The sequence below is a fragment of the Streptomyces sp. NPDC050504 genome, from assembly GCF_044458065.1.
GTDB lineage: Bacteria > Actinomycetota > Actinomycetes > Streptomycetales > Streptomycetaceae > Streptomyces.
Genome location: NZ_JBITHO010000010.1, coordinates 109,856 through 132,800, shown reverse-complemented (window position 1 = coordinate 132,800; position 22,945 = coordinate 109,856). Strand labels below are relative to the sequence as shown.

Genomic DNA, 22,945 nt, shown 5'->3' with positions numbered 1-22,945 from the left:
TGCCGCCCCGCGGGGCCTCCGGGGTCCTACGAGGAGTTCCTACGAGGAGTTCCTACAGGAACGAGTTGATCTCGATCGTCTCCGTGCGGCCGGGACCGACACCGATCGCGGAGATCGGCGCCCCCGACATCTCCTCCAGCGCCTTCACGTACGCCTGCGCGTTCTTCGGCAGGTCGGCGAAGGTCTTCGCCTTGGTGATGTCCTCGGACCACCCGGGCAGCGTCTCGTAGATCGGCTTCGCGTGGTGGAAGTCCGTCTGCGAGTACGGCAGCTCCTCGACGCGCTTCCCGTCGATCTCGTACGCGACGCACACCGGGATCTGCTCCCAGCCGGTCAGCACGTCGAGCTTCGTCAGGAAGAAGTCCGTGAGGCCGTTCACCCGCGTCGCGTACCGCGCGATCACCGCGTCGAACCAGCCGCAGCGCCGGTCGCGCCCGGTGGTGACACCGCGCTCGCCGCCGATGCGGCGCAGCGCCTCGCCGTCCGCGTCGAACAGTTCCGTCGGGAACGGTCCGGCGCCCACGCGCGTGGTGTACGCCTTGAGGATGCCGATGACCCGGTTGATCTTCGTCGGGCCCACGCCCGCGCCGGTGCACGCGCCGCCGGACGTCGGGTTCGACGACGTCACGAAGGGGTACGTGCCGTGGTCGACGTCGAGCAGCGTGCCCTGACCGCCCTCGAAGAGGACGACCTTGCCCTCGTCGATCGCGTTGTTCAGGATCAGCGTGGTGTCGGCGACGAAGGGCCGGATCTGCTCCGCGTACTGGAGCATCTCCTCGACGATCTTGCCGGACTCGATCGCGCGGCGGTTGAAGACCTTCGCGAGCAGCTGGTTCTTCTGCTCCAGCGCCGCCTCGACCTTCTGCTCCAGGATCGACTCGTCGTAGAGGTCCTGGACGCGGATGCCCACGCGGTTGATCTTGTCCGCGTAGGTCGGGCCGATGCCGCGACCGGTCGTGCCGATCTTCCGCTTGCCGAGGAAGCGTTCCGTCACCTTGTCGATCGTGACGTTGTACGGCGTGATCAGGTGCGCGTTTCCGCTGATCAGAAGCTTGGACGTGTCGACGCCGCGGTCGTTCAGCCCGCTCAGCTCGGAGAGCAGAACCGCCGGGTCCACGACGACGCCGTTTCCGATCACCGGCGTGCATCCGGGGGAGAGGATTCCGGAAGGGAGGAGGTGCAGCGCGTACTTCTGGTCGCCCACGACGACCGTGTGGCCGGCATTGTTGCCGCCCTGGTAACGCACCACGTAGTCCACTGAGCCACCGAGCAGGTCGGTGGCCTTTCCCTTGCCCTCGTCACCCCACTGAGCACCGAGCAGCACAAGTGCGGGCACAGGCGTACACCCCTTCCGGGCGGGGCATGTCCAAGGTCAGGGGCGTACGCGTTCGCGTACACCGGCGACCCTCGTTGGCCGCACCCGTCGGACCGGTGCCCCGGAATAGACGAAGCCCCTGGCGCAATAGCGCAAGGGGCTCTTGCACAAAGATGCTACCCGAGGAAGGACCGAGGTGTCGGCTCCAGAGCTGCTGGTGGTCATCGACCCGGTCGCCCGGCGCGCGGACGGCGAGTCCGTGCGCATCGCGCGGGATGTCCTGGCCGGGGGCGCGTCGGCGCGGATCGCGCTGCCCGAAAGCCCCGAGGATTTCGCCCGGACGCTGGCCCGCGGGGGCGGTCGGCGGGTGGTGGTGATCGGGGACGACGCGGCGCTGCTGCGGGCGGTGCGGGTGCTGCACGGGGAGGGCGGTGCGGAAGGCGGTGCGCCCGAAAGCGCGCCCCTGTCGGCCGCGCCGCTGTCGGCCGCGCCCCTGTCGATGGTGCCGGTGGGCGCGCCGGGGGCGGTGGCACTGGCCCGGTCGCTGGGGCTGCCCACGGGGGCGGTGCGGGCGGCGCGGGCGGCGCTGGACGGGGTGGCGCACCGGCTCGACCTGCTGGTCGACGAGGAGGGCGGGGTGGTGCTTTCGGGCCTCCAGCTGCCCGTACGGGCGGGTACGCCGGTGGCGCCGGTCGTACGGGACCGGGGGCGGGCCCGCTTCCGGGGTGCGGGCGGGGCCCGATGGTGGCCGCTGCTCAGGCCCACGGCCGGTGGGGGCCCCGTGGCGCCCGGGGCTCCGGCCGCGCACCGGGTGCGGGTCGAGGCGGACGGCGTCCTGCTGTCGGACCCGGAGCAGCCGGTGGAGCAGGTGACGGTCCGGACGGTGGGCGGCAGTGCGGAGGTGACGGTACGGCCCGCGGGGTCGGCCGGGGGCGGCGCCGAGGGCGGCACCTCCCCGGTCCGGGCGAAGGCGTCGAGCGTGACGGTGACGGCGGTCGGGCCGGGAGCGGGCCCGAACGAGACGTCGGGGTTCCGCTACCGGGCGGACTCGGTGGTGCGGGGGCCGGTCCTGAGCAGGACGTGGACGGTCCGCGCGGAGGCGTGGGCGCTGGTGCTGCCTTCCGGGGGCGGGTGAGGGCCGCTCGCGGGGGCGGGGGCGGGGGCGGGTCGCTCGCGGGCGGGGGGCGGGTCGCTCGCGGGGCACGTGGTCCCTGGTCCTCGGGGTCCCGTTGCGCGCCTGGAAAATCCCGGTCCGGCGGTGGACGCCGTCGCCTAGCATCGCGTGCCATGGCGATGTTCGTGCACTTGACCTCCGCGGCGAACGCGCCGCGCGTCCGCCGGGCCGGGATACGGGCGGTCAGTTACGGGCAGGGCGGGGCGCGCGGCGTGTACTGCTTCCCGGTCCTGCCCTCGTACACCCTCACCCACCAATGGCTGCGCGAGCTGGCCAGGTTCGGCAGCAGGGGCGGGCTCGTGGCCGTTCACGTGCGGCTCGACGACGCCCAGGACGTGCTGGTCGGGCGGTACGGCGACCGGATGCTGGACGCCCAGGCGTCCGTCCCGGCGGCGGAGGCGGTGCGGCGGATCGCGGCGCTGAGGGACCCGCGCGGGTGGGAGGTGTTCGTGCCCCGGGCGGTCCGGGCGCGCGAGGTGCACCGGATCCGCACCGCGCCGCAGGTGGCGGGCTGGCGTTACGCGCCGGACGCGCACGGCACGCGCCCCTGCACCTGTTTCGGGTGCCGCGTGCGCGGCGGGTACGGATCGCGGCGCCTGCGCGAGCGGTTGCCGCACCCGCTGGACGGCCCGCCGCCGCCCGTCGAGGTGCTGCTCGCCCGGATCGCGGCCGAAGATCCGGGGGACCCGGTCGTGATCCGGGACGCGCTGTACTGGTTCGGGATGCGTCGGCGCGGCCCGCTCGACCGGTTGAGCCGCCTCGCCGGGCACCCCGACCCCACGGTGCGGGAGGCGCTGGTGTGGGCGGTGGCCCGTTGGTCGACGCCGGGGGTCGCCGCGCTGCTGGGCGGCCTCGCGGACGACCCGCACCCGGACGTCCGGGAGGCGGTGGCGGCGGTCCGCGAACCGTGAGCCGCGAACCGTCAGGACCGGTCAGCAACTCGGTTGGCCCGTACGGGAGATAGGGTCATCGGATGAGCTTCCGGCTGGCGGCATACGCCGTGTGCGTCGAGGACGGGCGGGTGCTCCTCGCCCGGCACGTGTCGTCGAGGGGCGAGAGCAACTGGACCCTTCCCGGCGGCAGGGTCGAGCACGCGGAGGACCCGTTCGACGCGGTGGTCAGGGAGGTCGCCGAGGAGACCGGCTGCGACGCGGTCGTCGAGCGGCTGCTCGGCGTGGACTCCCGGGTGATCCCCGCGGCCGAGCGCACGGTCCCCGGCGGGCCCGAGCACCAGAACGTCGGCGTCTTCTACCGGGTGCGGATCGTCGGCGGGCGGTTGCGGCCCGCGCCGGGCGACGAGATCGCCGAGTCCGTCTGGACGCCGGTCGCCGAGGTCGCCGGGCTGCGCCGGTCCTCGCTGGTCGACGTCGGCCTCGCGCTGGCGCGAACGCTCCCGGCGACCGGCCACGTCGCCGCCGTGCCGGTCGGCGGGCTGATCCAGCACTGAGGGGGCGTACGGGCTCCGCCGCCGGACCGGCCCCGGAGCCGTACCCCCGCGAATCCCGGGCCCTAGAGGTCCAGCGTCGCCCGGTGCGCGCTCCAGCGCTCCATCATGCGGCCCAGTTCCTCCTGGATGAACTCGAAGAACGCCGCGCTCTCCGCCGCCCGCCGCCCCGCCGGACTGTCCGGGCCCAGCAGTTCCGCGCCGTCCTTGAGGACCTTCTCCCAGCGGGTGAGCACCTGGTCGCGGCGCGAGAAGGTCTCGTACCAGAGTTCGTTGTGGAGCACGTACAGGTCCCGCCGGGAGCCGGGCTCGCGCTCGCGGGCGACCATGCCGGTCTGGGAGAGGTAGCGGACGGCGCCCGACACCGCCGCCGGGCTGATCCGCAGCTGCTCGGCGAGCTCCGCCGACGTCATGCTCGCCGTCTCGGACGCGAGGAGCGCGGCGAACACCCGCGAGGCCATCCGCTGCATCCCCGCCTCGGTCAGCTCCGAGGCGAAGCGCTCGACGAAGCGCGAACGCGCCTCGTCGCGTGCTTCGTCACGGGCCTCGTCGCGCGCCTCCCCCTCAGCGGTGTTCGTGCTGGTCGTGCCGTCTTCGTCGCTCATAACGCCATCGTCTCCCCGTGTCCGGTGCCCACCCCGACTTTATACGCTTCCTTAACTTCACAACTTCGTGAAACTACTGTACGTTCAGAATTATGACGAAGGCAAACACCGCCATCGAGGTGGCCGGACTGCACAAGTCGTTCGGGCGCACCCACGCCCTGGACTCGCTCGACCTCACCGTCAGGAGCGGTGAGGTCCACGGCTTCCTCGGACCGAACGGCGCCGGGAAGTCCACCGCCGTCCGCGTGCTGCTCGGCCTGCTCCGCGCCGACTCCGGCACCGCGCGGGTGCTCGGCAAGGACCCCTGGGACGACGCGGTCGAGCTGCACCGGCGGGTGGCCTACGTCCCCGGCGACGTCACGCTCTGGCGGAACCTCTCCGGAGGCGAGGTCATCGACCTCCACGGCAGGCTGCGCGGCGGCCTCGACAGGACCAGGCGCGCCGAGCTGGTCGAGCGGTTCGAGCTGGACCCGACCAAGAAGGGGCGCACGTACTCCAAGGGCAACCGGCAGAAGGTCGCCCTGGTCGCCGCCTTCGCCTCCGACGTCGACCTGCTCGTCCTCGACGAGCCGACCTCGGGCCTCGACCCGCTCATGGAGGAGGTCTTCCAGAGCTGCGTGGCGGAGGAGCGGCGGCGCGGCCGCACCGTCCTGCTCTCCTCGCACATCCTCAGCGAGGTGGAGTCGCTCTGCGACCGGGTCAGCATCATCCGCAAGGGCCGTACGGTGGAGACCGGTTCGCTCGCCGAGCTGCGCCACCTGACCCGCACGAGCGTCACCGCCGAACTCGCGGGCGCGCCGGACGGGCTGGCCAGGCTGCCCGGCGTCCACGACCTCGACGTCCAGGGCCGCCGCGTACGGCTCCAGGTCGACACCGACAAGCTCGACGCGGTGCTGCGCTCGCTCGCCGACTCCGGGATCAAGTCGCTGACCAGCACGCCGCCCACGCTCGAAGAGCTCTTCCTGCGCCATTACGCAGAGGACACAGTGGACGCGGAGGACGCCGACGCCGACGGCCGTGCCGAAGGGGCGGTGTCGCGATGACCGCCACGGCGGTGCGGCCGACGCGCGCGGGCGCCGCGACCGGCTCCCGGCAGCTGGCGGGCACGGGCACCCTCCTCCGGCTCGCCCTGCGCCGCGACCGGCTCATGATGCCGGTCTGGGTCCTCGTCGTCGTGGCGATGGTCGCCTCCATGCCCGGCGCGCTCGAAAGCGTCTACGGCACCGCCGCCGAGCGCGCCGACGCGATGGCGACGATGAACGCCAACTCCTCGATGCGCTCGGTCTACGGGCCGGTGTTCGGGGACTCCGTCGGCGCGCTCTCCGCCTGGCGCGGCGGCAGCTTCGCGGCGGTGCTCGCGGGCGTGATGAGCCTGGTCATCGTGGTCCGGCACACCCGCGAGGAGGAGGAGACCGGACGCCAGGAGACGATCTCGGCCGCGATGGTGGGGCGGCGCGCGCCGCTGACCGCCGCGCTGCTGGCCGCGCTCCTCGCCAACGCGGCGGCCGGGCTGCTCATCGCCGGATCGCTCGCCGCCGAGGGCGCGGGCGGCGCGCTCCTGCTCGGCCTCGGCGTCACGGGTACGGGCATGCTCTTCGCGACCGCGGCGGCGGTCGTCGCCCAGCTCACCGAGAGCGCCCGGCTCGCCAAGGGCATGGCGGCGGGCGTGCTCGGCGCGGCGTTCGTGCTGCGCGCGGCGGGCGACTCCACCACGGCCGACGGCTCGTCCGTCCTCACCTGGCTCTCCCCGCTCGGCTGGCACGAGAACATCAGGCCGTTCGCGGGCGACCGCTGGTGGGTGCTGCCGCTGTTCGCGGTCGCCGTGCTGGCGCAGCTCGCCCTCGCGTACGAGCTGGCGGGGCGGCGCGACATCGGCATGGGCTTCCTCCGGACCCGGCCGGGCCCCGCGTCCGGCTCCCTCGCCACGGCTGGCGGCCTCGCCTGGCGCCTCCAGCGGGGCGGGCTCTACGGCTGGTGCGCGGCGTTCCTCGTCGTCGGGATCTCCTTCGGCGGGATGGCCAAGGGCGCGGACGACCTGATCGGCGGCAGCGAGAAGACCCGGGAGATCGTCGCCCGGATGGGCGGGCACGCGAGCATGACCGACGCGTTCCTCTCCACGGTCATCGGGATGCTCGGCCTCGTCGCCGCGCTGTACGTCGTCTCCTCCGTGCTCCGGCTGCACGGCGAGGAGACCTCCCAGCGCGCGGAGCCGCTCCTCGCGAACGCGGTGGGCCGCGTCGAGTGGGCCGCGGGCCACCTGGCGGTCGCCTTCGGCGGCACGGTCGCCCTGCTGCTCGCGGGCGGGGTGGGCGTCGGCCTCGGCTACGGCCGGGACTTCGGGCCCGTCCTGGGCGCGGCCCTCGTCCAGGTCCCCGCAGTGTGGGTGATCGGCGGGATCGCGGTCCTGCCGGCGTGCGCGGTGCCGCGGTTCGCGGCGGCGGCGTGGGGCGTGGCGGGCCTGGTGCTCGCGATCGGCTGGGTGGGCCCCGCGCTGGACCTGCCGGATGCGGTACTGGACGCCTCCCCGTACGGCCACCTCCCGAAGCTGCCGGGCTCGGCGATGGAGTGGGGCCCGGTGATCGCCCTGACCGCCCTGACGGCGGCGCTGGTGGTGACGGGACTGGCGGGCCTGCGCCGCCGCGACATGCTGACGTGAGTCGTGGGGCGGGGGGGGCGGGGGGCTCTTCTTGGGCGCGCGGGACTACCGGAGCACTGCGGCGACCCGGGCCCGTAGCGTCCCGTCAGCGATGGCGTCCACGCCGCGCCACGCGTAGCCGCCCACTTCCTCCTCCTGGAGCGTCACGGCCTGGTCGCCGGTGGCGCGGAAGACGTACCGGAAGTCGGCGTGCCAGTGGGCGCCCTCGCCCTTGTTGTCGTTGGCGGGGATCGGGTGCACGCCGATGTGCACGGGCGTGGGCCGCACGGGCGCGAGACTGAGCGTCACGCCCGTCTCCTCGACCAGTTCGCGGAGCGCCGCGCCCAACAGGTTCGCGTCCTCGGGCTCAAGGTGCCCGCCCGGAGTCAGCCACTTGTCGAGCGCGTTGTGATGGACGAGCAGCACCTCGCCCCGGTCGTTGACGAGCACAGCGCCCGCCGTGACATGCCCGCGGAACTCCTTCCGGCTGGTCACGTCGGCGCCCTGGTCCAGAAGCTCGGCAAGCGGGGCAAGTGCGTGCTGTTCCTCGGGGTGCGCGTCCGCGTACTCCGCGAGGGTCGTACGGATGTGGTCTGCCGTGATGGCCATTCGATCACCTGTTGTAGTAGTGGAGCCAGGTTGCCGCGATCGCTTCCCGGTCTGCGGTGGGCACCTCGCACATGCCCGCGTCCAACCCTCCGCGCGCCAGCATGGCCGCGCCCGCGAGGATCTCGGCCTGGACGAGGAAGATGAACGGTCCGACGCTCGCGCCGTGGATGAAGTTGACCGCCTCGCCCCCGTTCAGCAGATAGAAGTAGTGCCCCGTCGTGCTGTAGCGGCTCACGTGCTCGCCTGCGCCGTCGCGGACGTAGCCCGAGGGCAGCCCGCTCAGTTCCAACTCGTCTTCCGAGCTGGTCACGGTCGCCACGTAGGCCCCGTTCTTGAGCTGCGGGAAGTCCTCGCCGCGCAGGGACAGCGCTCCCGTCGCGCAGAGGACGAGTCCCGCCGTGGTCACGGCCCGGTCCCGGTCCCGGGCCACTTCGAACCCCTCTGACATCGCCTGTGCGCGCCGTACGGGGTCGATGTCGTAGACGATGACCCGCACGCCCTTGGCATGCAGGAGACGGGCGATGCTGGACCCGAGCTTGCCGAACCCGAGGACCAGGGCCGGGCGCCCGTGCAGGATGTCCCCGCGCTGCCGCAACAGCGCTTCGGTGGAGAACACGACGGACTGTCCGACCAGGAAGTCTTCCGGCGTCTTGAGCGGGCTCCGGGCCACCGAGACGACCGGACACGGCAGCTTGTCCCGCTCCGCGTAGCGCTTGTGACCGTTCTCGGTGTCCTCGACCACGCCGAGGACGGTTCCCGAGAACCGTTCGCACAACGCGTCCAGAGACGGCGCGAAGTACCCGCCCACATCGAGCAGCACGACGCTCTCGCCGGCCGCCCTGGCCTCCAGGTACGCCACGGCGGTGTCCGGATCGCCGAACAGCTCGCGGGACAGCTCGTCGCACGCCACGGTGCGTTCGATCTCCCGGCGCGTGCTCGCGTGAACGGACCTGGGCTTCGGCAGGACAGCACGCAGGTGCGACACCTTGCCGACGGCACCGACGAACGCGGGCCGCTCGGGCAGCAGATGAGTGATCAGCAGCGAGGAAGGGCGGTCGTGCGGCGCGAACGCTTCGGTGACCTTGCCGATGTACGTGTCGAGCCGTGCGCGATCGGTCGTCTCCATCGGAACCCCCTTCGGTGGTGCTCACGTCGGTCTGCGGAAACCGTCGTGCGCCTGCCGCTGTCGTGCGCCTCGACGCGAAGGCCATCTTCGACGTGCGACAGGAGGGCCGACCACGTTGTTGCACCGGATTGCACGCGAGTCACCCGAGCGAGGCAATGGCGCCGGTCACCAGCGCACGGGCTCGCCCGCCGTAGAAAGCCATCTCCGCCAGATCACCGAAAGCCCGTACGTACAGAGCGACTTCGGACGGAGCGGTGATGGTCACGTCCGCCGACAGGAGTTCCACGGCTGCCCGTTCGTCGTCGAACACCATGAACGTCTCGATCGGCCACATGCGGCGGGGAGCGGTGCGGGGGATGATTCCCAGGGAGACGGACGGCAGCGACATGACGGCCAGCAGATGACCGAGCTGACCGGCCATGACTTCGGCGTCGCCGAAGCCGTAGTACAAGACGTCCTCCTCGATGATCAGCGCGAATCGGTGATCTCCGTCGCGGATCACGTGGGACCGGACCATGCGCGCCTCTACCGCTTGGTCCACGTCGTTGGGGATCCGGCGGAACTCCGTGATGGCGGTGAGGAGCGCCCGTGCGTACCCGTCCGTCTGGATCAGCCCGGGAACGACGTTGGAGCAGTAGACGCGGAAGTGACGCGTTCGCTCGAACAGGGGCACGGCCGATTCTTGGAGCCTACGCAACCCCGTCCGCTGCTTCCTGCGCCATTCGACATACATGGAGTCGGCAGAACGGTTCGCCGCGATCAAGTCGGCGGACTGGTCTTCCGCGCCGCAGGCCACGCACCACGCCCTGATGTCGGCATCGGACGGTGGGGTCTTGGCGTTCTCGATCCGTGACGATTTGGCCGCGCTCCAGCCCGCCCCGGCAGCCAGCCCACGTCCGCTGAGCCCGGCGTCCAAACGCAGGTCACGCAGGCGCGCGGCAAGCGCCTCGCGGGCAGCCTGCGCACTGGACGACGGAGATACGGGCATGCGTCGGCCATCCAGGTTCCGAGTCGAGTCGTCAGACCTTGAAATCCTCGTGCGGCGTCGCGCGTCGCCACACCGCCTCGAAAGCCGACGAGCACAGCTCGGCAACGGCGGGCGCTTCCGTCCATTCCTCGCCCAGGTAGTCGCCGTCTCCCGAGAAGTGGCCGAAGCGGACGACCCCGCCGTCGAACACCCAGAAGTCGTTGCCGGGCAAAGCCAAGTCGGACGCCTGCCGCCGCGGGAGCCAGCGCACGAGCTCGCCCGCCGCCACGTTCATGAACGTACCGTCGTACTCGAACCGGATGTACTCCGAAACAGGCTCGGAGACGATGCGGGCCCGACGCACCACAACGCCACGCGCCACGGTCTCGGTGACGAGCGAGTGCCACGGACGCCACCATGACGAACGGTCGTCCGGGTCGTGGCGCTTGCCCGCTTTCCACTCGGCGTAGCGGCCCGTCTCGTTGTCCACCGCATAGGAGTCGCGCATCTCAAGATGCACAGCGGATCGGGTACTACGGGCCAGCACCTCATCGAAGTCGAACACCGGCCCGCTCCGCTTCATCGCACGCCTTCCTGATCGCGTCCACCATGCGCAGGGGCAGCCGAACCACTGCTTCACCGTCCGGGACGGGGCCGGTCAGCAGGCACTCGGCCAACCTCGCCTCATCAGGCTTCCACCCTTGGAACAGCATCTCTTCCGCTTCCACGTCGACCCACACGGTCGGGCAGTTCCGCTCATCCGTGTCGGGGTCCTTCGCGACGAACACCAGGGCCATGACTACCTCCCGCAGCGAAGGGGTTACACCCGATTGCACGACCATCACCCGCACGACTGTCAGCGTCAAGAGAGCGGCATTCCTGTGAAGTTGAGCCGCGATGGCCCGGCCGGCGCCAGCCGGGGCTCTTGGGGTCCCGTTGCCTCGGGGGGCCGTTTTTTGCGCCCACGCGGCGGAGCCGCACATCGATGCAGCCCCGCGCCCCTAGGGGGATGGGGTGACCCGGTCACGGGTTGGTTGCCCGGGGGGGCGGGGGCGCTCCAGGGTGCACTCCTCGGATCACGAGCCGTGAGCACCCCTCCGACCCCCACCCCGGGGAGCCGGGGCGGTCCCGGAGGGCACGGCCCTCGCGGAGACGGGCGGGGTGGCAGGATCGGGCTTCATGAAGATCGCGGCAGGTCAGTTCACCTGCGTACCGGCCGACGTGGCCGCCAACGTCCGGCAGATGGCCGTCCTCGCCGGCCAGGCCCGCACTCAGGGGGCCGAACTCGTGGTGTTTCCCGAGCTGGCCCTGACCGGGTACGAGCTCAAGGCCGTACTCGCCGAGCCCAACCTGTGGATGACGCCGGACGATCCGCGCCTGGACGCGATCCGGGCGGGCGGCATCGCCACCGTCGTCAATTGCGCGGCGGCCACCGACGGGCCCCGGCCGTCCATCGAGACGTTCGTCTTCGGGCCCGACGGCCAACTGCTCACCACCTACCGGAAGCAGCACCTGTTCGAGCACGAGCAGGCGGTGTTCACCGCCGGACAGCACGACGGCCGGTTCGAGTTCGGAGGAATCCGCTTCGCGCTCGCCACGTGCTTCGACAACCACTTCCCCGACCTGACCGCGCGCGGCTCCGCCGACGGGTGCCAGGTCCACCTCGCCAGCTCGCTCTACGGCACCGGCGGCGGAGTCGAGGAGCTCGCGACGGTCCATCCCGGCATCGCCGAGGACTCGGGCATGCACGTCGTGCTGGCGAACCACGTCGGACCGGCCGGGCCGTGGACCGGCTGCGGCCGTTCCTCCGTGTGGGCCCCGGGCGGAGCGCTTCTGGCGGAGGCCGACACGCAGACGGCCATGCTCGTCGTCGCCGACGTCGGATGAGCCGCCCGCCCGGGGTCCGCGGGTTCGCCAGGTGTGCGCCCCGCAGGAGCACGAGCCAAGACCGGGGTTGTTCAGGGGTCGTGACGGTTCCGGCTCGTGATCCGAGGGGTGCACCCTGGAGCGCCCCCGGCCCCCGGGCAATCACCCCAGTGACCGGGTCACCCAAGGGGCGCGGGGAACTGCGCGGCCAGCCCCCACCGGCCCGCAGGTGGGATCCCGCCCCCTACGACGGCGTCACCAGCCGCGCCTCGTACGCGAACACCGCCGCCTGCGTCCGGTCCCGCAGCCCCAGCTTCACCAGCACCCTGCTCACGTGCGTCTTGATCGTGGACTCCGCCACCACCAGGTGCCCCGCGATCTCCGCGTTCGACAGGCCCTGGGCGATCAGCACCAGCACCTCCGTCTCCCGCTCCGTCAGGTCCCCGACCTGGGCGAGCGCCGGTGCCCTCGGCGTCTCCGAGATCTTCGCGAACTCCGTGATGAGGCGGCGCGTCACCGTCGGGGCCAGCAGCGCCTCGCCCGAGGCGACCACCCGTACCCCCTCCGCGAGCTGCCGCGCCGACGCGTCCTTCAGCAAGAAGCCCGACGCGCCCGCGCGCAGCGCCTGGTACACGTACTCGTCGAGGTCGAAGGTCGTCAGGACCAGCACCTTCGCCGCCGCGTCCGCCGCCACGATCTGCTTCGTCGCGTCGATGCCGTTCATCTCCGGCATGCGGATGTCCATCAGCACGACGTCGGGGCGCAGCTCCGCGACCCGCTCGATCGCCTGCCGCCCGTCGACCGCCTCGCCCACGACCTCGATGCCGGGCATCGCGTTGAGCAGTACGGAGAAGCCCTCGCGCACCATCATCTGGTCGTCGACGATCACGACCCTGATCGGGGACTCCGGCGTACCGGCACCACCGGCGGGCGCCCCTGCGGGGAAGCTCACGGCGCCGCCACCTCCTCCTTCGGCACCGGCAGGAACGCCGCGACCTCGTACCCGCCCTCCTCCGTCGGCTCCGCCGACAACTCGCCGCCCAGCATCGTGACGCGCTCCCGCATCCCCGTGATGCCGTGGCCCGCGCCCGGCGAGGGCTTCACCGGGCCGCGCGGCGCGGTGTTCACGACGCGCAGGCCGAGCCCGCCGAGCACGTACGCGACCTCGACGCGCGCCGTCGCGCCCGGTGCGTGCCGCAGCGTGTTGGACAGCGCCTCCTGCACGATGCGGTACGCGGACAGCTCCACGCCCTGCGGCAGCTCCCGCACCGCGCCGGTCACCGTCTTCTCGACGTCGAGGCCCGTCTCGCGGACCCCGCGCAGCAGCCCGTCGAGGTCGCTCAGCCTGGGCTGCGGCGCGTCCGGCGCCTCGTAGTTCTCCGCGCGTACGACGCCCAGCACGCGCCGCAGCTCGGTGAGCGCGGCCACCGCGTTCTCGCGGATCGTGGCGAACGCCTGCTCAAGCTCGGGCGGCGGGTTCTCCACGCGGTAGGGCGCGGCCTCCGCCTGGATCGCCACCACCGACATGTGGTGGGCGACCACGTCGTGCAGTTCGCGGGCGATCGTCGTGCGCTCTTCGAGCAGCGTGCGCTTGTCGCGCTCGACCGCGGTCACCGTGCGCTGCGCGGTCACCTCGCGGGTCGCCTCGCTGCGGATCTGCCCCACGGACACCAGCATCAGCAGGAACGCCGAGACGAGCAGCATCCCGCCGGTGTTCGACTCGGGGTGCCAGCCGCCGCTGCCCTCCATGAGGATCGCGAGCACGGCGGTGAGCACCCACATCCAGCCCGTGGTGCGCGGGCGGGTCCTGAGCGCCACCACGATCAGCACCGTGAGGTGCGCGCTGAACGCGCTCGGGGTCCACGGCCAGTCGCTGCCCGACCCGAGGGCCGAGACGACCGGGGTCATCGCCAGCGAGAGCCAGAACGCGCCGATCGGCCTGACCAGCGTCATCACCACGGCGACCGCCGGGATGATCCCGGTGAGCGCCCAGGCGACGGGGTTGCCGAAACCGGTGCCGACGACGTAGCCGAGCCAGAGCGAGACTCCGGCCATGAAGAGCACCGCGGCGTGCGGGGCCCATCCGGCGTGCTCGCGTATCCGGTCCGGGAGCCGCGAGGTGAGCGGTCCCGCGGTGCTCGTGGGCGGCAGGGGGCGGTAGGCGAAGGCGTCCCGGAACAGTTCCTGCCGCAGCCCGCTCAGCGCGCCCTTGGCGAGGTCGTACTCGGGACTCCGGCTCTTGCTCTGGGTCTCGTTCACACGGGAAACCGTACGGGGGCGGGGGAAGGGCGTCGTCCGCCCCCGTACGGATCCTTCGGCGTCCGTCGTAAGGACTACGCGGCGGACACCACGATGCGCCGACCGCGTCGGCGTCCTTGACGCCCTCCGCGGTGCGATCAGTACCCGGTGGGCCTGACCAGCCCCGACTCGTACGCGAACACCGCCGCCTGGGTGCGGTCCCGCAGCCCCAGCTTCACCAGGATGCGGCCCATGTGCGTCTTCACGGTCTGCTCGGCGACCACCAGCCGCTGCGCGATCTCCGCGTTCGACAGGCCCTGCGCGACGAGCGTCAGGACCTCCGTCTCGCGTTCGGTGAGCCCCTTGGCCCGCTCCCCTGCGGGCGCGCGCGGCGCGGTGTCCAGCCGGGAGAACTCCGCGATGAGCCGCTTGGTGATGTTCGGCGCGAGCAGCGCGTCGCCCGCCGCCACCACCCGTACCGCCTCGGCGAGCTGGTCGGCCGACGCGTCCTTCAGCAGGAAGCCCGAGGCTCCCGCGCGCAGCGCCTCGTACACGTACTCGTCGAGGTCGAAGGTGGTCAGGACCAGCACCTTCACCTCCGAGCCCGGCGTTTGGGTGATCTGCCGGGTGGCGTCTATGCCGCCGAGGTTGGGCATGCGGATGTCCATCAGGACGACGTCGGGCGCGAGCGCCGCGCACTGTGCGACCGCGTCGAGGCCGTCGACGGCCTGGCCGACGACCTCGATGTCGGGCTGGGTGTTCAGCAGTACGGTAAATCCCTGACGGACCATCATCTGGTCGTCGGCGATCATCACCCGGATCGTCATGGAGTCGTGGTCTCCGTCGGTAGGAACGCGGTCACTTCGTAGCCGCCGTCGGGGGTCGGCCCCGCGGCCAGTTCGCCGCCCAGCATGACGGCCCGCTCGCGCATGCCGAGCAGCCCGTGCCCGGCGCCGGGCGAGGGCGGGGCGGGTGCGGTGGGCGGGGTGTTGGCGACGCGCAGGCGCAGCGCGCGCCCCGCGTACTCGACGGCCACGGTGGCGCGCGCGCCGGGCGCGTGGCGCAGCGTGTTGGAGAGCGCCTCCTGCACGATGCGGTACGCGGACAGCTCCACGCCCTGCGGCAGCGGGCGGGCCTCGCCGCGCGTGGCGGTCGTGACGTCGAGCCCGGCTCCGCGCACGTTGGCGACGAGCGCGGGCAGGTCGTCGAGGGTGGGCTGGGGCGCCTGGGTGGGGGTGGTGGGGCTGTCGGGGTCCTCGGAGCGCAGGACGCCCAGCACGCGGCGCAGTTCGGTGAGGGCTTCGAGCGCGTTCTCCCGTATGCCCTGGAGGTTCTCGCGCAGTTCCCGCGGCGGGTCCTGCACGAGGTGCGGGGCGACCTGGGCCTGGATGGAGATCACCGACATGTGGTGGGCGACCACGTCGTGCAGCTCGCGCGCGATGCGGCTGCGCTCTTCGAGGAGCGTGGCGCGGGCCCGCTCGGCCTCGGTGAGGGTGGTCTGCTCGGCGAGCTGGGTGCGGGCCTGGCGGCGGCCGTTGAGCGCGGCGCCGACGGTGACGGCGACGGCGAACGCGATGAGCGCGGCCGCGCTGTTGTCGACGTACGGGCCGCGCTGCACCGCGAAGGTGAGGGCGGTGAGCAGGACGGTGACGCCCAGCGCGACGACCGACGCCTTGAGCCGCACGCGCAGCGCGAGCAGGAACATGATGCCGATCATCGACAGCAACGACTGTGTCGGCCACGGCCATTCCTGCACCGGGTCGGGTGCCGACGGGTTCAGCTCCAGCGGGTTCAGCGGGGGCCTGGTCGCGAGGAAGGTGACCAGGGCGGTGCCCGTACCCACCCAGAAGCCGAGCGGGGCGCGGAACATCGTGAGCACCACGGCGCCCGTCTGCCCGAGCCCGAGCACCCAGGCGAACTCCGGGTCGACCCCGTACTGCATGACCAGCCCGTCGACGAGCGCGAGGAGCAGCGGGATGCAGAGCCACCCGATCACGATGTGCGGGATCCGGCTCAGCACCCGCGGTCCCGGCAGCGGCGGCAGCGGCAGCCACCGCGTCGTCAACAGGTCCTCGCGCACGACGCGCGCGAAGGAACCGGTGCGCGCCCGGCCCTTCCGCTTCCCGCCCTCCCCGTGATCCACGTCCCCCACCCTAAGCACGGCCCGTCGCCCGCGTCCCGGCCCCTCCCCGCACGCGGCCCGCCGCCCGCTCCCCGGCCCCTCCCGGCCTGTGGACGCGCACGACCCTGCCGCGGCGCCCGCCCCGGCCCGCGCGCGGCCCCTGCTCGTACCCGCGGAACGCCGCCCAGCAGACGGCCAGCGCGAGGGCGAAGACCGGCAGCCACAGCAGCCTGGCGAGGATCCAGCCCGTGCCGTCGGGCGCGGTGTGCAGACCGGGCAGGTCCCCGGCCGCGAGCAGCCCGATCGCGGTGGTCGCCATCATCGCGGTCTGGTGCCAGAGGAAGACCGTCATCGCGAACAGGTTGACCAGTGCGACCGCCGCCCACGCGGCGGGCCTGCGCAGCACCCTGCGCAGCGGTGCGACCAGCAGCATGGCGAGCCCGCACTGGGCGAGGCCGAAGGTGACGGCGGCCAGCGTCGGCGGGTTGAGGTTGGAGACCTCCGCGCCCGGCACGCCCACCATCGCCGCCGGGTAGCCGGCCCACAGGACGAGCGCGGCGGTGGCGGCGGCGCCGCCGGCGAACAGCACCCACGGGGTCGTACGGCCGCCGACGCGCAGTCCGCCGAGGGTGTACGGGACGAGCCAGCCCGCCGCGAGGTTGACCCAGCCGAGCCAGGCGGGCCCGCCGAGGCCGAACCGCAGCAGGTCGACGTGGAGGACGACGGCGAGCGGCCACAGCGGGTGCAGCCGCGCCACCAGCGGAGTCGCGGCGGTCAGCGCGGCGAACACCAGCAGGAACCAGAGCGGCGAGAGCGCGAGCTTCCCCAGGGTGTGGACGGTGCGGGGGGCCGCGCCGCCGACGAGCAGCGCGGCCAGCACGACCGTCCACAGGGCGAGCAGCCCGGCGACGGGCCAAAACAGCCGGGCGAGCCGCCGCCCGAGCCAGGTGCCGTATCCGGTGCCGCGCGCCCCGGCCGCCGCCCAGCTGCGGCCCGCGACCCGGCCGCCGACGAAGAAGAACACCGCGAGGGTCTGGAACACCCAGGAGACGGGCGCGAGTTCGGGGGTGAACGCCAGCGGCGAAGCGGCCTTCAGCTCGCCGCCCTCGCCGACGACCAGGGCGGTGACCAGCCAGTGGCCGAGGACGACGCCGAGGATGGCCAGGGCGCGCAGCGCGTCGACGCTCCGGTCGCGGTCGGCGGGGGTGGCGGCGTCGATCCGCGCGGCGAGTCCGCGCACGTCACGCAGCAGCATGGTGGTCCTCCACGATCCGGGCGATGGCGTCCAGGGGTACGGAGCCGGGGGCGAGGTAGTCGCTGTGGCCGCCGGGCCCGGCGTCGAAGCGGCGGGCCCCGAAGCCGGCGGACACCGGGTCGGCGCCGAAGCCGACCGAGCCGAGCCGCAGGTGCGGCACGTCCGCGATCCAGTCGTCCGCGCCGCGCCCGGCCCAGACGCGGGCGGCGGTGCGCAGCTCGGCGGCGGTGTCGACGGCGACGCCAGGACTGCCGAAGAGGACGAGGTCGGTGACGTTCGACGCGAGGCGCGGGGCGGCGCGTCCGCAGACGACGGAGCCGTACGAGTGGCAGAGCAGCGCGACGTCCTTGCCGGGCGGCAGCTCCCGTACGAACTGCTGGAGTTCATCCGCCGCGCTGTCGGCGCGGGCGGTCGAGGCGACGGTGGCGCTGACGGTCCGCGGCGTCTCGTAGCCGAGCCAGGCGACGACGGCGGCGCGGGCGCCGAGGCGGTCGTGGAGCGCGCGGGCGCCGTTCAGCAGGCGGCCGTAGCTGTCCAGGCTCGTGTCGGAGCCCGGCACGAGGACGGCCACGCGGCGGGCGGCCGCCAGGTCGCCGAAGACCTCGGCGGTGCGGCCCGCGCCGCGCCCGTCGAAGGCGAGGAACCGCCGGTCGGCAGCGCCCATCGCGCGGAGTTCGGCGGCGCGCCGCAGGTCGCCGTGGCCCTCGGCCATCCGGGCCGCCGTCGCGATGTTGGCGCGGTTGGCGGCGTACCGCTCGGCGGGCGTCGCGGACGCGGCGAACGCGACGGGCTCGGGGGCGGGCACCGCGGGGCGGGCGGCGCCCGCGACCGGGACGACGACGGCGGTGGCGACCAGCGCGGCGAGCAGTGCGCGGCGCAGCCGCCGCGCGATTTCGGTGCCCGCGTGCCTGGTCCCCATGTCCGTCGACTCCCTCGTCCGGTGGGCCGAACGGCCCTTCGGTAGAGGAAGTTACGGATCAAGGAGGGTGGTCGGCGTCCCGCTGGAGAGCCCACTGGGCGGGTAGCTCTCAAGTACTACGAGTAGTACGCGCGGCCCTCCCCCCTGTTCACCAGGCGAGTTGGGCGATCTCCTCGACGACGACCGCGCAGGCGTCGGCGCCCGGGTCGACGAGCGGGAAGTGCCCGACGCCGTCGAGGAGCGTGAACCCGACGGTCTCGCCCGCCTTGGCGGCGGCGTCGACGTACGCGTCGGCGACCGCGGGGGTCACGACGATGTCGTCGCGCCCCTGGACGAGGGTGGTGGCGATGCCGGTGGGCAGCAGCAGGGCGGGGTCGGAGTGCGGCGAACGGTCGGCGAACTCCCCTTCCCCGCCGAGGAGTTGAAGCACGGCGTCGCCGCAGAGCCGCTGTTCGACGGCGGTCGTGAAGTCCGCGAGGGGGGCGAGCGCGACGACCCCGCGCAGCCGCGGGGGCGCCTCCAGGCGCCAGGGCGAGCCCTGCGGGAGCACGTGGCGGGCGGCGGCCCACAGGGCGAGGTGGCCGCCCGCGGAGTGGCCGGTGACGACGGTGCGGCGGGGGTCGGCCAGGTCGAGGTGCCGGCGCACGAGGTCGGGGAGCGCGTCCATGGCGGCGGCGACGTCGTCGAACGTCTCGGGCCACCGCCCGGCGGCGCCGCCCTCGGCGCCCCTGCGGTACTCGACGTTCGCCACCGCGAAGCCGCGGCGCGCGAGGAGGCCGGCGAGGGGGGTGACGTGCCGCCGGTCGTGGGCGGCGCGCCAGGCGCCGCCGTGCAGCAGGACGACCAGGGGGGCGGAGTCCTGACGGTCGCGGGGCGCGTAGAAGTCGACGAGCTGGTCGGGGTCGGGGCCGTACGCGGCGCTGGCATCCGGCTCGACGACCGGGTGCGCGAGCAGCGCGGCGTACTCCGCGGCGTCACGGGCGACGGGATCCGTCATTGCTTGCTCCACCCTCCAATTGGCCTGACCTGCGGGGACGGTACCAGGGGAGACGGGGTCCGCCGCGCGGCGCGTACCCCGCCCCCCCAGGGGGCGACGGGGCCGTTACCCCAGTACCTCCGCCAGGGCGCGCGCCGCGAACTCCACGTCGGCGAACCCCACGTACAGCGGCGTGAAGCCGAACCGCAGCACGTCGGGCCGCCTGAGGTCACCGACGACCCCGCGCCCGATCAGCTCGCCCATCACGCGCTCCGCGTCCCCGCAGCGCAGCGACACCTGGCTCCCCCGCTCCCCGTGCGGCACGGGCGTCACGGACTCCACCCGCCCCTCGGGGACGTACGCGGCGACGCACTCCAGGAAGAAGTCCGTCAGGGCCAGGGACTTGGTCCGCACGGCCCCGGGGGACACCCCCTCCTCGTCCCACACGTCGAGCGCCGCTTCGAGGGCGAGCATCGAGAGGATGTCGGGCGTCCCCACCCGCCCCCGCACCGCGCCCGCGCCGGGCGCGTACTCGGGGGTCATGCCGAACGGATCGGCGTGCGAGGTCCACCCCGGCAGCGGCGAGTCGAACCGCTCCTGGTGCTCCGCGCGCACGTACAGGTACGCGGGCGAACCCGGCCCGCCGTTCAGGTACTTGTAGGTGCACCCGACCGCCAGGTCGACCCCGTGTTCGTCGAGCCCCACGGGCAGCGCGCCCGCGCTGTGGCACAGGTCCCACACCACGACCGCCCCCGCCGCGTGCACGGCCGCGGTGATGCCGGGCAGGTCGTGCAGCCGGCCGCTGCGGTAGTCCACGTGGTTGACGAGGACCGCCGCCGTACGCGGCCCGACCGCCTCCGCGACCCGCCCCGGCTCGACCGGCACGATCCGCTTGCCGGTCATGCGGGCGGCGGACGCCGCGATGTACCCGTCCGTGGGAAACGTCGTCGCGTCAACCAGGATCTCGTCGCGCCCCTCGGGCGCGAGCCGCACCGCGCCCACGACCGCCTTGAAGACGTTCACGCTCGTCGAGTCGCCGACCACGACCTGTCCGGGCGCCGCCCCCACGAGCGGCGCGATCCGGTCGCCGATCCGCTCGGGCGCCGTCCACCAGCCGCTCTCGCCCCAGGAGCGGATGCGCAGCTGGCCCCACTCCCGGGCGACGACCTCCTGGAGGCGCTCCGGCACGTTCCTGGGCAGCGCCCCGAGCGAGTTCCCGTCCAGGTAGACGCCCCGGCCGGGCTCGTCGAGCACGAAGAGTTCGCGCAGCTTGCCGAGCGGGTCGACCGCGTCCAGCTCCCGGGCGCGCGCCGCGAGCTCTCCCGTACCCCGGCCCACGGAGTCCTCAGACATGGCTGCGCGCCGTCCACAGCTCGGGGAAGACGTTCTTCGCGGCCCGCTTCTCCAGCCACGCGACCCCGGCGGAGCCGCCCGTGCCGACCTTGGAGCCCATGGCCCGCCGGGTCGCCACGAGGTGGTCGTTGCGCCAGCGCCACACCAGCTCGCCGACGTCGGTCAGCACCTCGCCGAGCCGGACCAGCTCGGAGTTCTGGTCGCCCCGGTACAGCTCGGCCCACACCCGCTCGATCTCGGGCGAGGGCTCGTAGCGCAGTGCGAGGTCGCGGTCCAGGGTCTCCTTCGGCACCGCGCAGCCGCGCCGCGCGAGGAGCCGCAGCACCTCGTCGTAGAGGCTCGGCTCGTGCAGCGCCTTCTCCAGCTCCGCGTGGACGCGCGGCGCGCCCCGGTGCGGCACCAGCATGGACGCGGACTTCTCGCCGAGCAGGAACTCCATGCGGCGGTACATCGCGGACTGGAAGCCGGAGCCCTCGCCGAGCGCGGCGCGGTAGGAGTTGAACTGGGCGGGCGTCAGCTGCGCCAGCGGGCGCCAGGACGCGTTCAGCGCCTCCAGTTCGCGCAGCGAGCGCTTCAGCGCGTCGGTCGCGACGGATATGCGGTCCTCGCGCAGCGCGCGCGTCGCGGTCTCCCACTCGTGGACGATGACGGTGAACCACAGCTCCATCACCTGGGTGGTGACGAGGAAGACCATCTCGCCCGGGTCGTCCGACAGCGGGTGCTGGAGGTGGGTCAGGACGTCCGCCTGGACGTAGTCCTCGTAGGGCGTGGTGCCTTCGAAATCGAGATTCGGGGTCTCGGCCTCGGCGTCATGTGACATCGCTGTCTCCTCGACATCCGGGTAGCGGTCCGCCCCTTCCATGATCGGAGATGGGAGCCCCGGTCCCCACCCGCATCATAAGCACGGGGTCCCGTCGCAGGTCAGTCCGCCGGGGGGCCGTCCACGTACCGCCCGGCGGCGTCGTACGGGTAGGCGTTCGAGCGGCACCCGTCGAGCCCCTTGATCTGCTGCATCATGACCGGCGCGGGCCGTCCCCGCCCCGGGCAGCCCAGGTGTCCCCTGATGCCGATCTCGTGCCCGACCTCGTGGTTGATGATCAGGTGGCGGTACGCGGCCGGGGGTCCGTCGAACGTCGGGGAGCCCAGCTTCCAGCGCCGCAGGTTCACCACGACGCCGTCCCCGACCTCGCAGTTCAGCTCGCCGCCGGTGTCGCCGACGGGGGCGCAGAGCCGGTCGGCGGTGTCCGGGGTGGCGATCCTGACGGTGAAGTCGGGGCGGTCGGCGACGAGCTGGAAGGAGCCCCGGCCGTGCGCGGCCCAGCCGCGCGGATGGGCCAGGATCTTCTGGATCTCGCGGGCGGCCTGTTCCGCGGAGACGCCGGTGCCGTCCTCGACCTGCACGCTGTAGCGGCGCAGCGGGCCCTTGCCGAAGGCCTGGCCGGTGGCGCGCGCCTGGGTGAAGGTGCCGGGGCTCCGCTCGTCCCCGCCCTTCCCGTCGTCCTGCCAGCGCACGAAGCCGCCCGCGGCCATCGCGAGGGCCAGACAGCCGAAGAGGACGGCCACGGCCCGTCCGACGTACCGTTTCTCGCTCCCGCGCTTCCGTGCCATGCGCAACTCCCCTGCCGAGCCGGACCGGGGAGTAGAGGCGGGGCCTCTGGTGCCGACGTACGAATGGTGTCGATTGTGCGTGCGATCGTACATTCACTCGATGTCGGACCAGAGGCCGCGCGGTCAGCCCAGCGTGTCGGCGGCCGTCTCGGAGGAGTCGCGCAGGAACGTCGAGCAGCGCTCGTACTCGCCCTCCTCGCCGATCGCCTGCGCGGCGCGCGCGAGGGCGTGCAGGGCGCGGAGGAAGCCGCGGTTCGGCTCGTGCTCCCACGGCACGGGGCCGTGGCCCTTCCAGCCGGAGCGGCGCAGCGCGTCGAGGCCGCGGTGGTAGCCGGTACGGGCGTACGCGTAGGACTCGACGGCCCGGCCGCCCTGGAAGGCGTCGTCGGCGAGCAGCGCCCAGGCGAGCGAGGAGGTGGGGTACTTGGCGGCCACGTCCACGGGCGCGGTGCCGCCCGCGAGGAGCTCGCGCGGCTCGGCCTCGTCGGGCAGGTGGGTGGGGGGCGGCCCCCCGAGCAGGTTCTCGTGAATCGACATGCCCCCAGTGTCACAGGTCCGGCGGACGGCACGGCGAAAACTCCCCACCCCCGAGAACGCCGCGGGCCCGGGGGCGGCCCCCCCCGGGGGGGGCCCCCGGGCCCGGGGGGGCGGCCGGCCCCCCGGGGGCCCCGGTCCTTTTCCGGGTCCCCCGGGGGGGCCGGGTCGCCCCGGGCCCCGGGGCGCCCCGGGGCCA

The 22,945-nt window shown here is 73.3% G+C and carries 24 protein-coding genes; 6 read left to right on the top strand and 18 right to left on the bottom strand.

Features of this window, described 5'->3' with window-relative positions; all coding sequences use genetic code 11:
* Positions 1–52: 52 nt before the first annotated feature.
* Positions 53–1,336 (bottom strand): adenylosuccinate synthase, encoded by a 1,284-nt coding sequence (locus tag ACIBNE_RS32595; protein WP_399278013.1) that lies wholly within the window; start codon positions 1,334–1,336, stop codon positions 53–55.
* Positions 1,337–1,511: 175 nt separating this feature from the next.
* Between ACIBNE_RS32595 and ACIBNE_RS32590 the strand changes: the two genes are divergently transcribed.
* From ACIBNE_RS32590 to ACIBNE_RS32580, 3 genes are all read left to right on the top strand, one after another.
* Positions 1,512–2,450, top strand: coding sequence for a diacylglycerol kinase (locus ACIBNE_RS32590; protein WP_399278011.1), 939 nt, complete (start codon positions 1,512–1,514; stop codon positions 2,448–2,450).
* 152 nt (positions 2,451–2,602) lie between these two features.
* A complete protein-coding gene (locus tag ACIBNE_RS32585) occupies positions 2,603–3,400 on the top strand; it encodes a HEAT repeat domain-containing protein (protein WP_399278009.1) in 798 nt (265 codons plus the stop codon).
* Between the two features lie 62 nt (positions 3,401–3,462).
* A complete protein-coding gene (locus ACIBNE_RS32580) occupies positions 3,463–3,936 on the top strand; it encodes an NUDIX hydrolase (RefSeq protein ID WP_399278006.1) in 474 nt (157 codons plus the stop codon).
* Between the two features lie 62 nt (positions 3,937–3,998).
* On the opposite strand, the gene ACIBNE_RS32575 is transcribed toward ACIBNE_RS32580, so the two are convergent.
* Entirely contained in the window at positions 3,999–4,538 is a 540-nt protein-coding gene (locus ACIBNE_RS32575; RefSeq protein WP_399278004.1) for a GbsR/MarR family transcriptional regulator, read from the bottom strand.
* A 92-nt stretch (positions 4,539–4,630) separates the two neighbouring features.
* Here ACIBNE_RS32575 and ACIBNE_RS32570 point away from each other — a divergent pair, with 92 nt between their 5' ends.
* On the top strand, positions 4,631–5,581 hold the full coding sequence (locus ACIBNE_RS32570; RefSeq protein ID WP_399278002.1) for an ATP-binding cassette domain-containing protein: 951 nt from the start codon (positions 4,631–4,633) through the stop codon (positions 5,579–5,581).
* Positions 5,578–7,194 (top strand): ABC transporter permease, encoded by a 1,617-nt coding sequence (locus tag ACIBNE_RS32565; protein ID WP_399278000.1) that lies wholly within the window; start codon positions 5,578–5,580, stop codon positions 7,192–7,194. The genes ACIBNE_RS32570 and ACIBNE_RS32565 overlap by 4 nt, the downstream gene beginning before the upstream one ends.
* Before the next feature lie 45 nt (positions 7,195–7,239).
* On the opposite strand, the gene ACIBNE_RS32560 is transcribed toward ACIBNE_RS32565, so the two are convergent.
* The 5 genes from ACIBNE_RS32560 to ACIBNE_RS32540 all read right to left on the bottom strand — a co-directional run bounded on the left by ACIBNE_RS32560 (position 7,240) and on the right by ACIBNE_RS32540 (position 10,741).
* Positions 7,240–7,782 (bottom strand): NUDIX hydrolase, encoded by a 543-nt coding sequence (locus tag ACIBNE_RS32560; RefSeq protein ID WP_399277998.1) that lies wholly within the window; start codon positions 7,780–7,782, stop codon positions 7,240–7,242.
* A 4-nt stretch (positions 7,783–7,786) separates the two neighbouring features.
* Positions 7,787–8,908, bottom strand: a complete 1,122-nt coding sequence (locus ACIBNE_RS32555; protein ID WP_399277996.1) for an adenosylhomocysteinase — start codon at positions 8,906–8,908, stop codon at positions 7,787–7,789.
* A gap of 139 nt (positions 8,909–9,047) precedes the next feature.
* Complete coding sequence (locus ACIBNE_RS32550; RefSeq protein WP_399277994.1) at positions 9,048–9,896, bottom strand: helix-turn-helix domain-containing protein; 849 nt, start codon at positions 9,894–9,896, stop codon at positions 9,048–9,050.
* A 31-nt stretch (positions 9,897–9,927) separates the two neighbouring features.
* A complete protein-coding gene (locus ACIBNE_RS32545) occupies positions 9,928–10,383 on the bottom strand; it encodes a DUF6879 family protein (protein WP_399278362.1) in 456 nt (151 codons plus the stop codon).
* Positions 10,384–10,423: 40 nt separating this feature from the next.
* The gene (locus tag ACIBNE_RS32540; RefSeq protein WP_399277993.1) at positions 10,424–10,741 is read right to left on the bottom strand and encodes a hypothetical protein; all 318 of its coding nucleotides are present in this window, start codon (positions 10,739–10,741) and stop codon (positions 10,424–10,426) included.
* A 313-nt stretch (positions 10,742–11,054) separates the two neighbouring features.
* On the opposite strand from ACIBNE_RS32540, the gene ACIBNE_RS32535 reads away from it, so the two are divergent.
* Positions 11,055–11,762 (top strand): carbon-nitrogen hydrolase family protein, encoded by a 708-nt coding sequence (locus ACIBNE_RS32535; RefSeq protein ID WP_399277991.1) that lies wholly within the window; start codon positions 11,055–11,057, stop codon positions 11,760–11,762.
* A 223-nt stretch (positions 11,763–11,985) separates the two neighbouring features.
* Here the strand turns inward: ACIBNE_RS32535 and ACIBNE_RS32530 are convergent, their stop codons facing one another.
* The 11 genes from ACIBNE_RS32530 to ACIBNE_RS32480 all read right to left on the bottom strand — a co-directional run bounded on the left by ACIBNE_RS32530 (position 11,986) and on the right by ACIBNE_RS32480 (position 22,749).
* Entirely contained in the window at positions 11,986–12,693 is a 708-nt protein-coding gene (locus ACIBNE_RS32530; protein WP_399277988.1) for a response regulator, read from the bottom strand.
* Entirely contained in the window at positions 12,690–14,000 is a 1,311-nt protein-coding gene (locus ACIBNE_RS32525) for a sensor histidine kinase (protein WP_399277986.1), read from the bottom strand. The genes ACIBNE_RS32530 and ACIBNE_RS32525 overlap by 4 nt, the downstream gene beginning before the upstream one ends.
* Before the next feature lie 137 nt (positions 14,001–14,137).
* Entirely contained in the window at positions 14,138–14,806 is a 669-nt protein-coding gene (locus ACIBNE_RS32520) for a response regulator (protein ID WP_399277984.1), read from the bottom strand.
* Positions 14,803–16,122: a sensor histidine kinase gene (locus ACIBNE_RS32515; protein ID WP_399277983.1), complete on the bottom strand. Its 1,320-nt coding sequence runs from the start codon at positions 16,120–16,122 to the stop codon at positions 14,803–14,805. Before ACIBNE_RS32515 ends, ACIBNE_RS32520 begins: the two co-directional genes overlap by 4 nt.
* A gap of 10 nt (positions 16,123–16,132) precedes the next feature.
* Positions 16,133–17,356, bottom strand: a complete 1,224-nt coding sequence (locus ACIBNE_RS32510) for an acyltransferase (protein ID WP_399277981.1) — start codon at positions 17,354–17,356, stop codon at positions 16,133–16,135.
* Positions 17,343–18,275 carry an alpha/beta hydrolase gene (locus tag ACIBNE_RS32505; RefSeq protein WP_399277979.1) on the bottom strand — a complete coding sequence of 311 codons (933 nt, stop codon included), beginning with the start codon at positions 18,273–18,275 and terminating at the stop codon, positions 17,343–17,345. Before ACIBNE_RS32505 ends, ACIBNE_RS32510 begins: the two co-directional genes overlap by 14 nt.
* A gap of 148 nt (positions 18,276–18,423) precedes the next feature.
* Positions 18,424–19,272 carry an alpha/beta hydrolase gene (locus tag ACIBNE_RS32500; protein ID WP_399277977.1) on the bottom strand — a complete coding sequence of 283 codons (849 nt, stop codon included), beginning with the start codon at positions 19,270–19,272 and terminating at the stop codon, positions 18,424–18,426.
* Between the two features lie 105 nt (positions 19,273–19,377).
* Positions 19,378–20,604, bottom strand: a complete 1,227-nt coding sequence (gene kynU / locus ACIBNE_RS32495; RefSeq protein WP_399277976.1) for a kynureninase — start codon at positions 20,602–20,604, stop codon at positions 19,378–19,380.
* Positions 20,597–21,424, bottom strand: coding sequence for a tryptophan 2,3-dioxygenase family protein (locus tag ACIBNE_RS32490; protein WP_399277974.1), 828 nt, complete (start codon positions 21,422–21,424; stop codon positions 20,597–20,599). Before ACIBNE_RS32490 ends, kynU begins: the two co-directional genes overlap by 8 nt.
* 101 nt (positions 21,425–21,525) lie before the next feature.
* Positions 21,526–22,212, bottom strand: coding sequence for a DUF3152 domain-containing protein (locus tag ACIBNE_RS32485; protein WP_399277973.1), 687 nt, complete (start codon positions 22,210–22,212; stop codon positions 21,526–21,528).
* Positions 22,213–22,335: 123 nt separating this feature from the next.
* Positions 22,336–22,749, bottom strand: coding sequence for a DUF3151 domain-containing protein (locus ACIBNE_RS32480; protein ID WP_399277971.1), 414 nt, complete (start codon positions 22,747–22,749; stop codon positions 22,336–22,338).
* Positions 22,750–22,945 lie beyond the last annotated feature (196 nt).

Bases quoted from the DNA above. Each gene is read 5' to 3' on its own strand.
- ACIBNE_RS32520 (WP_399277984.1), bottom strand. From the start codon at position 14,806: ATGACGATCCGGGTGATGATCGCCGACGACCAGATGATGGTCCGTCAG.
- ACIBNE_RS32575 (WP_399278004.1), bottom strand. From the start codon at position 4,538: ATGAGCGACGAAGACGGCACGACCAGCACGAACACCGCTGAGGGGGAG.
- ACIBNE_RS32535 (WP_399277991.1), top strand. From the start codon at position 11,055: ATGAAGATCGCGGCAGGTCAGTTCACCTGCGTACCGGCCGACGTGGCC.
- ACIBNE_RS32485 (WP_399277973.1), bottom strand. From the start codon at position 22,212: ATGGCACGGAAGCGCGGGAGCGAGAAACGGTACGTCGGACGGGCCGTG.
- ACIBNE_RS32510 (WP_399277981.1), bottom strand. From the start codon at position 17,356: ATGCTGCTGCGTGACGTGCGCGGACTCGCCGCGCGGATCGACGCCGCC.
- ACIBNE_RS32555 (WP_399277996.1), bottom strand. From the start codon at position 8,908: ATGGAGACGACCGATCGCGCACGGCTCGACACGTACATCGGCAAGGTC.
- ACIBNE_RS32570 (WP_399278002.1), top strand. From the start codon at position 4,631: ATGACGAAGGCAAACACCGCCATCGAGGTGGCCGGACTGCACAAGTCG.
- ACIBNE_RS32505 (WP_399277979.1), bottom strand. From the start codon at position 18,275: ATGGGGACCAGGCACGCGGGCACCGAAATCGCGCGGCGGCTGCGCCGC.
- ACIBNE_RS32500 (WP_399277977.1), bottom strand. From the start codon at position 19,272: ATGACGGATCCCGTCGCCCGTGACGCCGCGGAGTACGCCGCGCTGCTC.
- ACIBNE_RS32565 (WP_399278000.1), top strand. From the start codon at position 5,578: ATGACCGCCACGGCGGTGCGGCCGACGCGCGCGGGCGCCGCGACCGGC.
- kynU (WP_399277976.1), bottom strand. From the start codon at position 20,604: ATGTCTGAGGACTCCGTGGGCCGGGGTACGGGAGAGCTCGCGGCGCGC.
- ACIBNE_RS32585 (WP_399278009.1), top strand. From the start codon at position 2,603: ATGGCGATGTTCGTGCACTTGACCTCCGCGGCGAACGCGCCGCGCGTC.
- ACIBNE_RS32580 (WP_399278006.1), top strand. From the start codon at position 3,463: ATGAGCTTCCGGCTGGCGGCATACGCCGTGTGCGTCGAGGACGGGCGG.
- ACIBNE_RS32490 (WP_399277974.1), bottom strand. From the start codon at position 21,424: ATGTCACATGACGCCGAGGCCGAGACCCCGAATCTCGATTTCGAAGGC.
- ACIBNE_RS32545 (WP_399278362.1), bottom strand. From the start codon at position 10,383: ATGCGCGACTCCTATGCGGTGGACAACGAGACGGGCCGCTACGCCGAG.
- ACIBNE_RS32550 (WP_399277994.1), bottom strand. From the start codon at position 9,896: ATGCCCGTATCTCCGTCGTCCAGTGCGCAGGCTGCCCGCGAGGCGCTT.
- ACIBNE_RS32560 (WP_399277998.1), bottom strand. From the start codon at position 7,782: ATGGCCATCACGGCAGACCACATCCGTACGACCCTCGCGGAGTACGCG.
- ACIBNE_RS32480 (WP_399277971.1), bottom strand. From the start codon at position 22,749: ATGTCGATTCACGAGAACCTGCTCGGGGGGCCGCCCCCCACCCACCTG.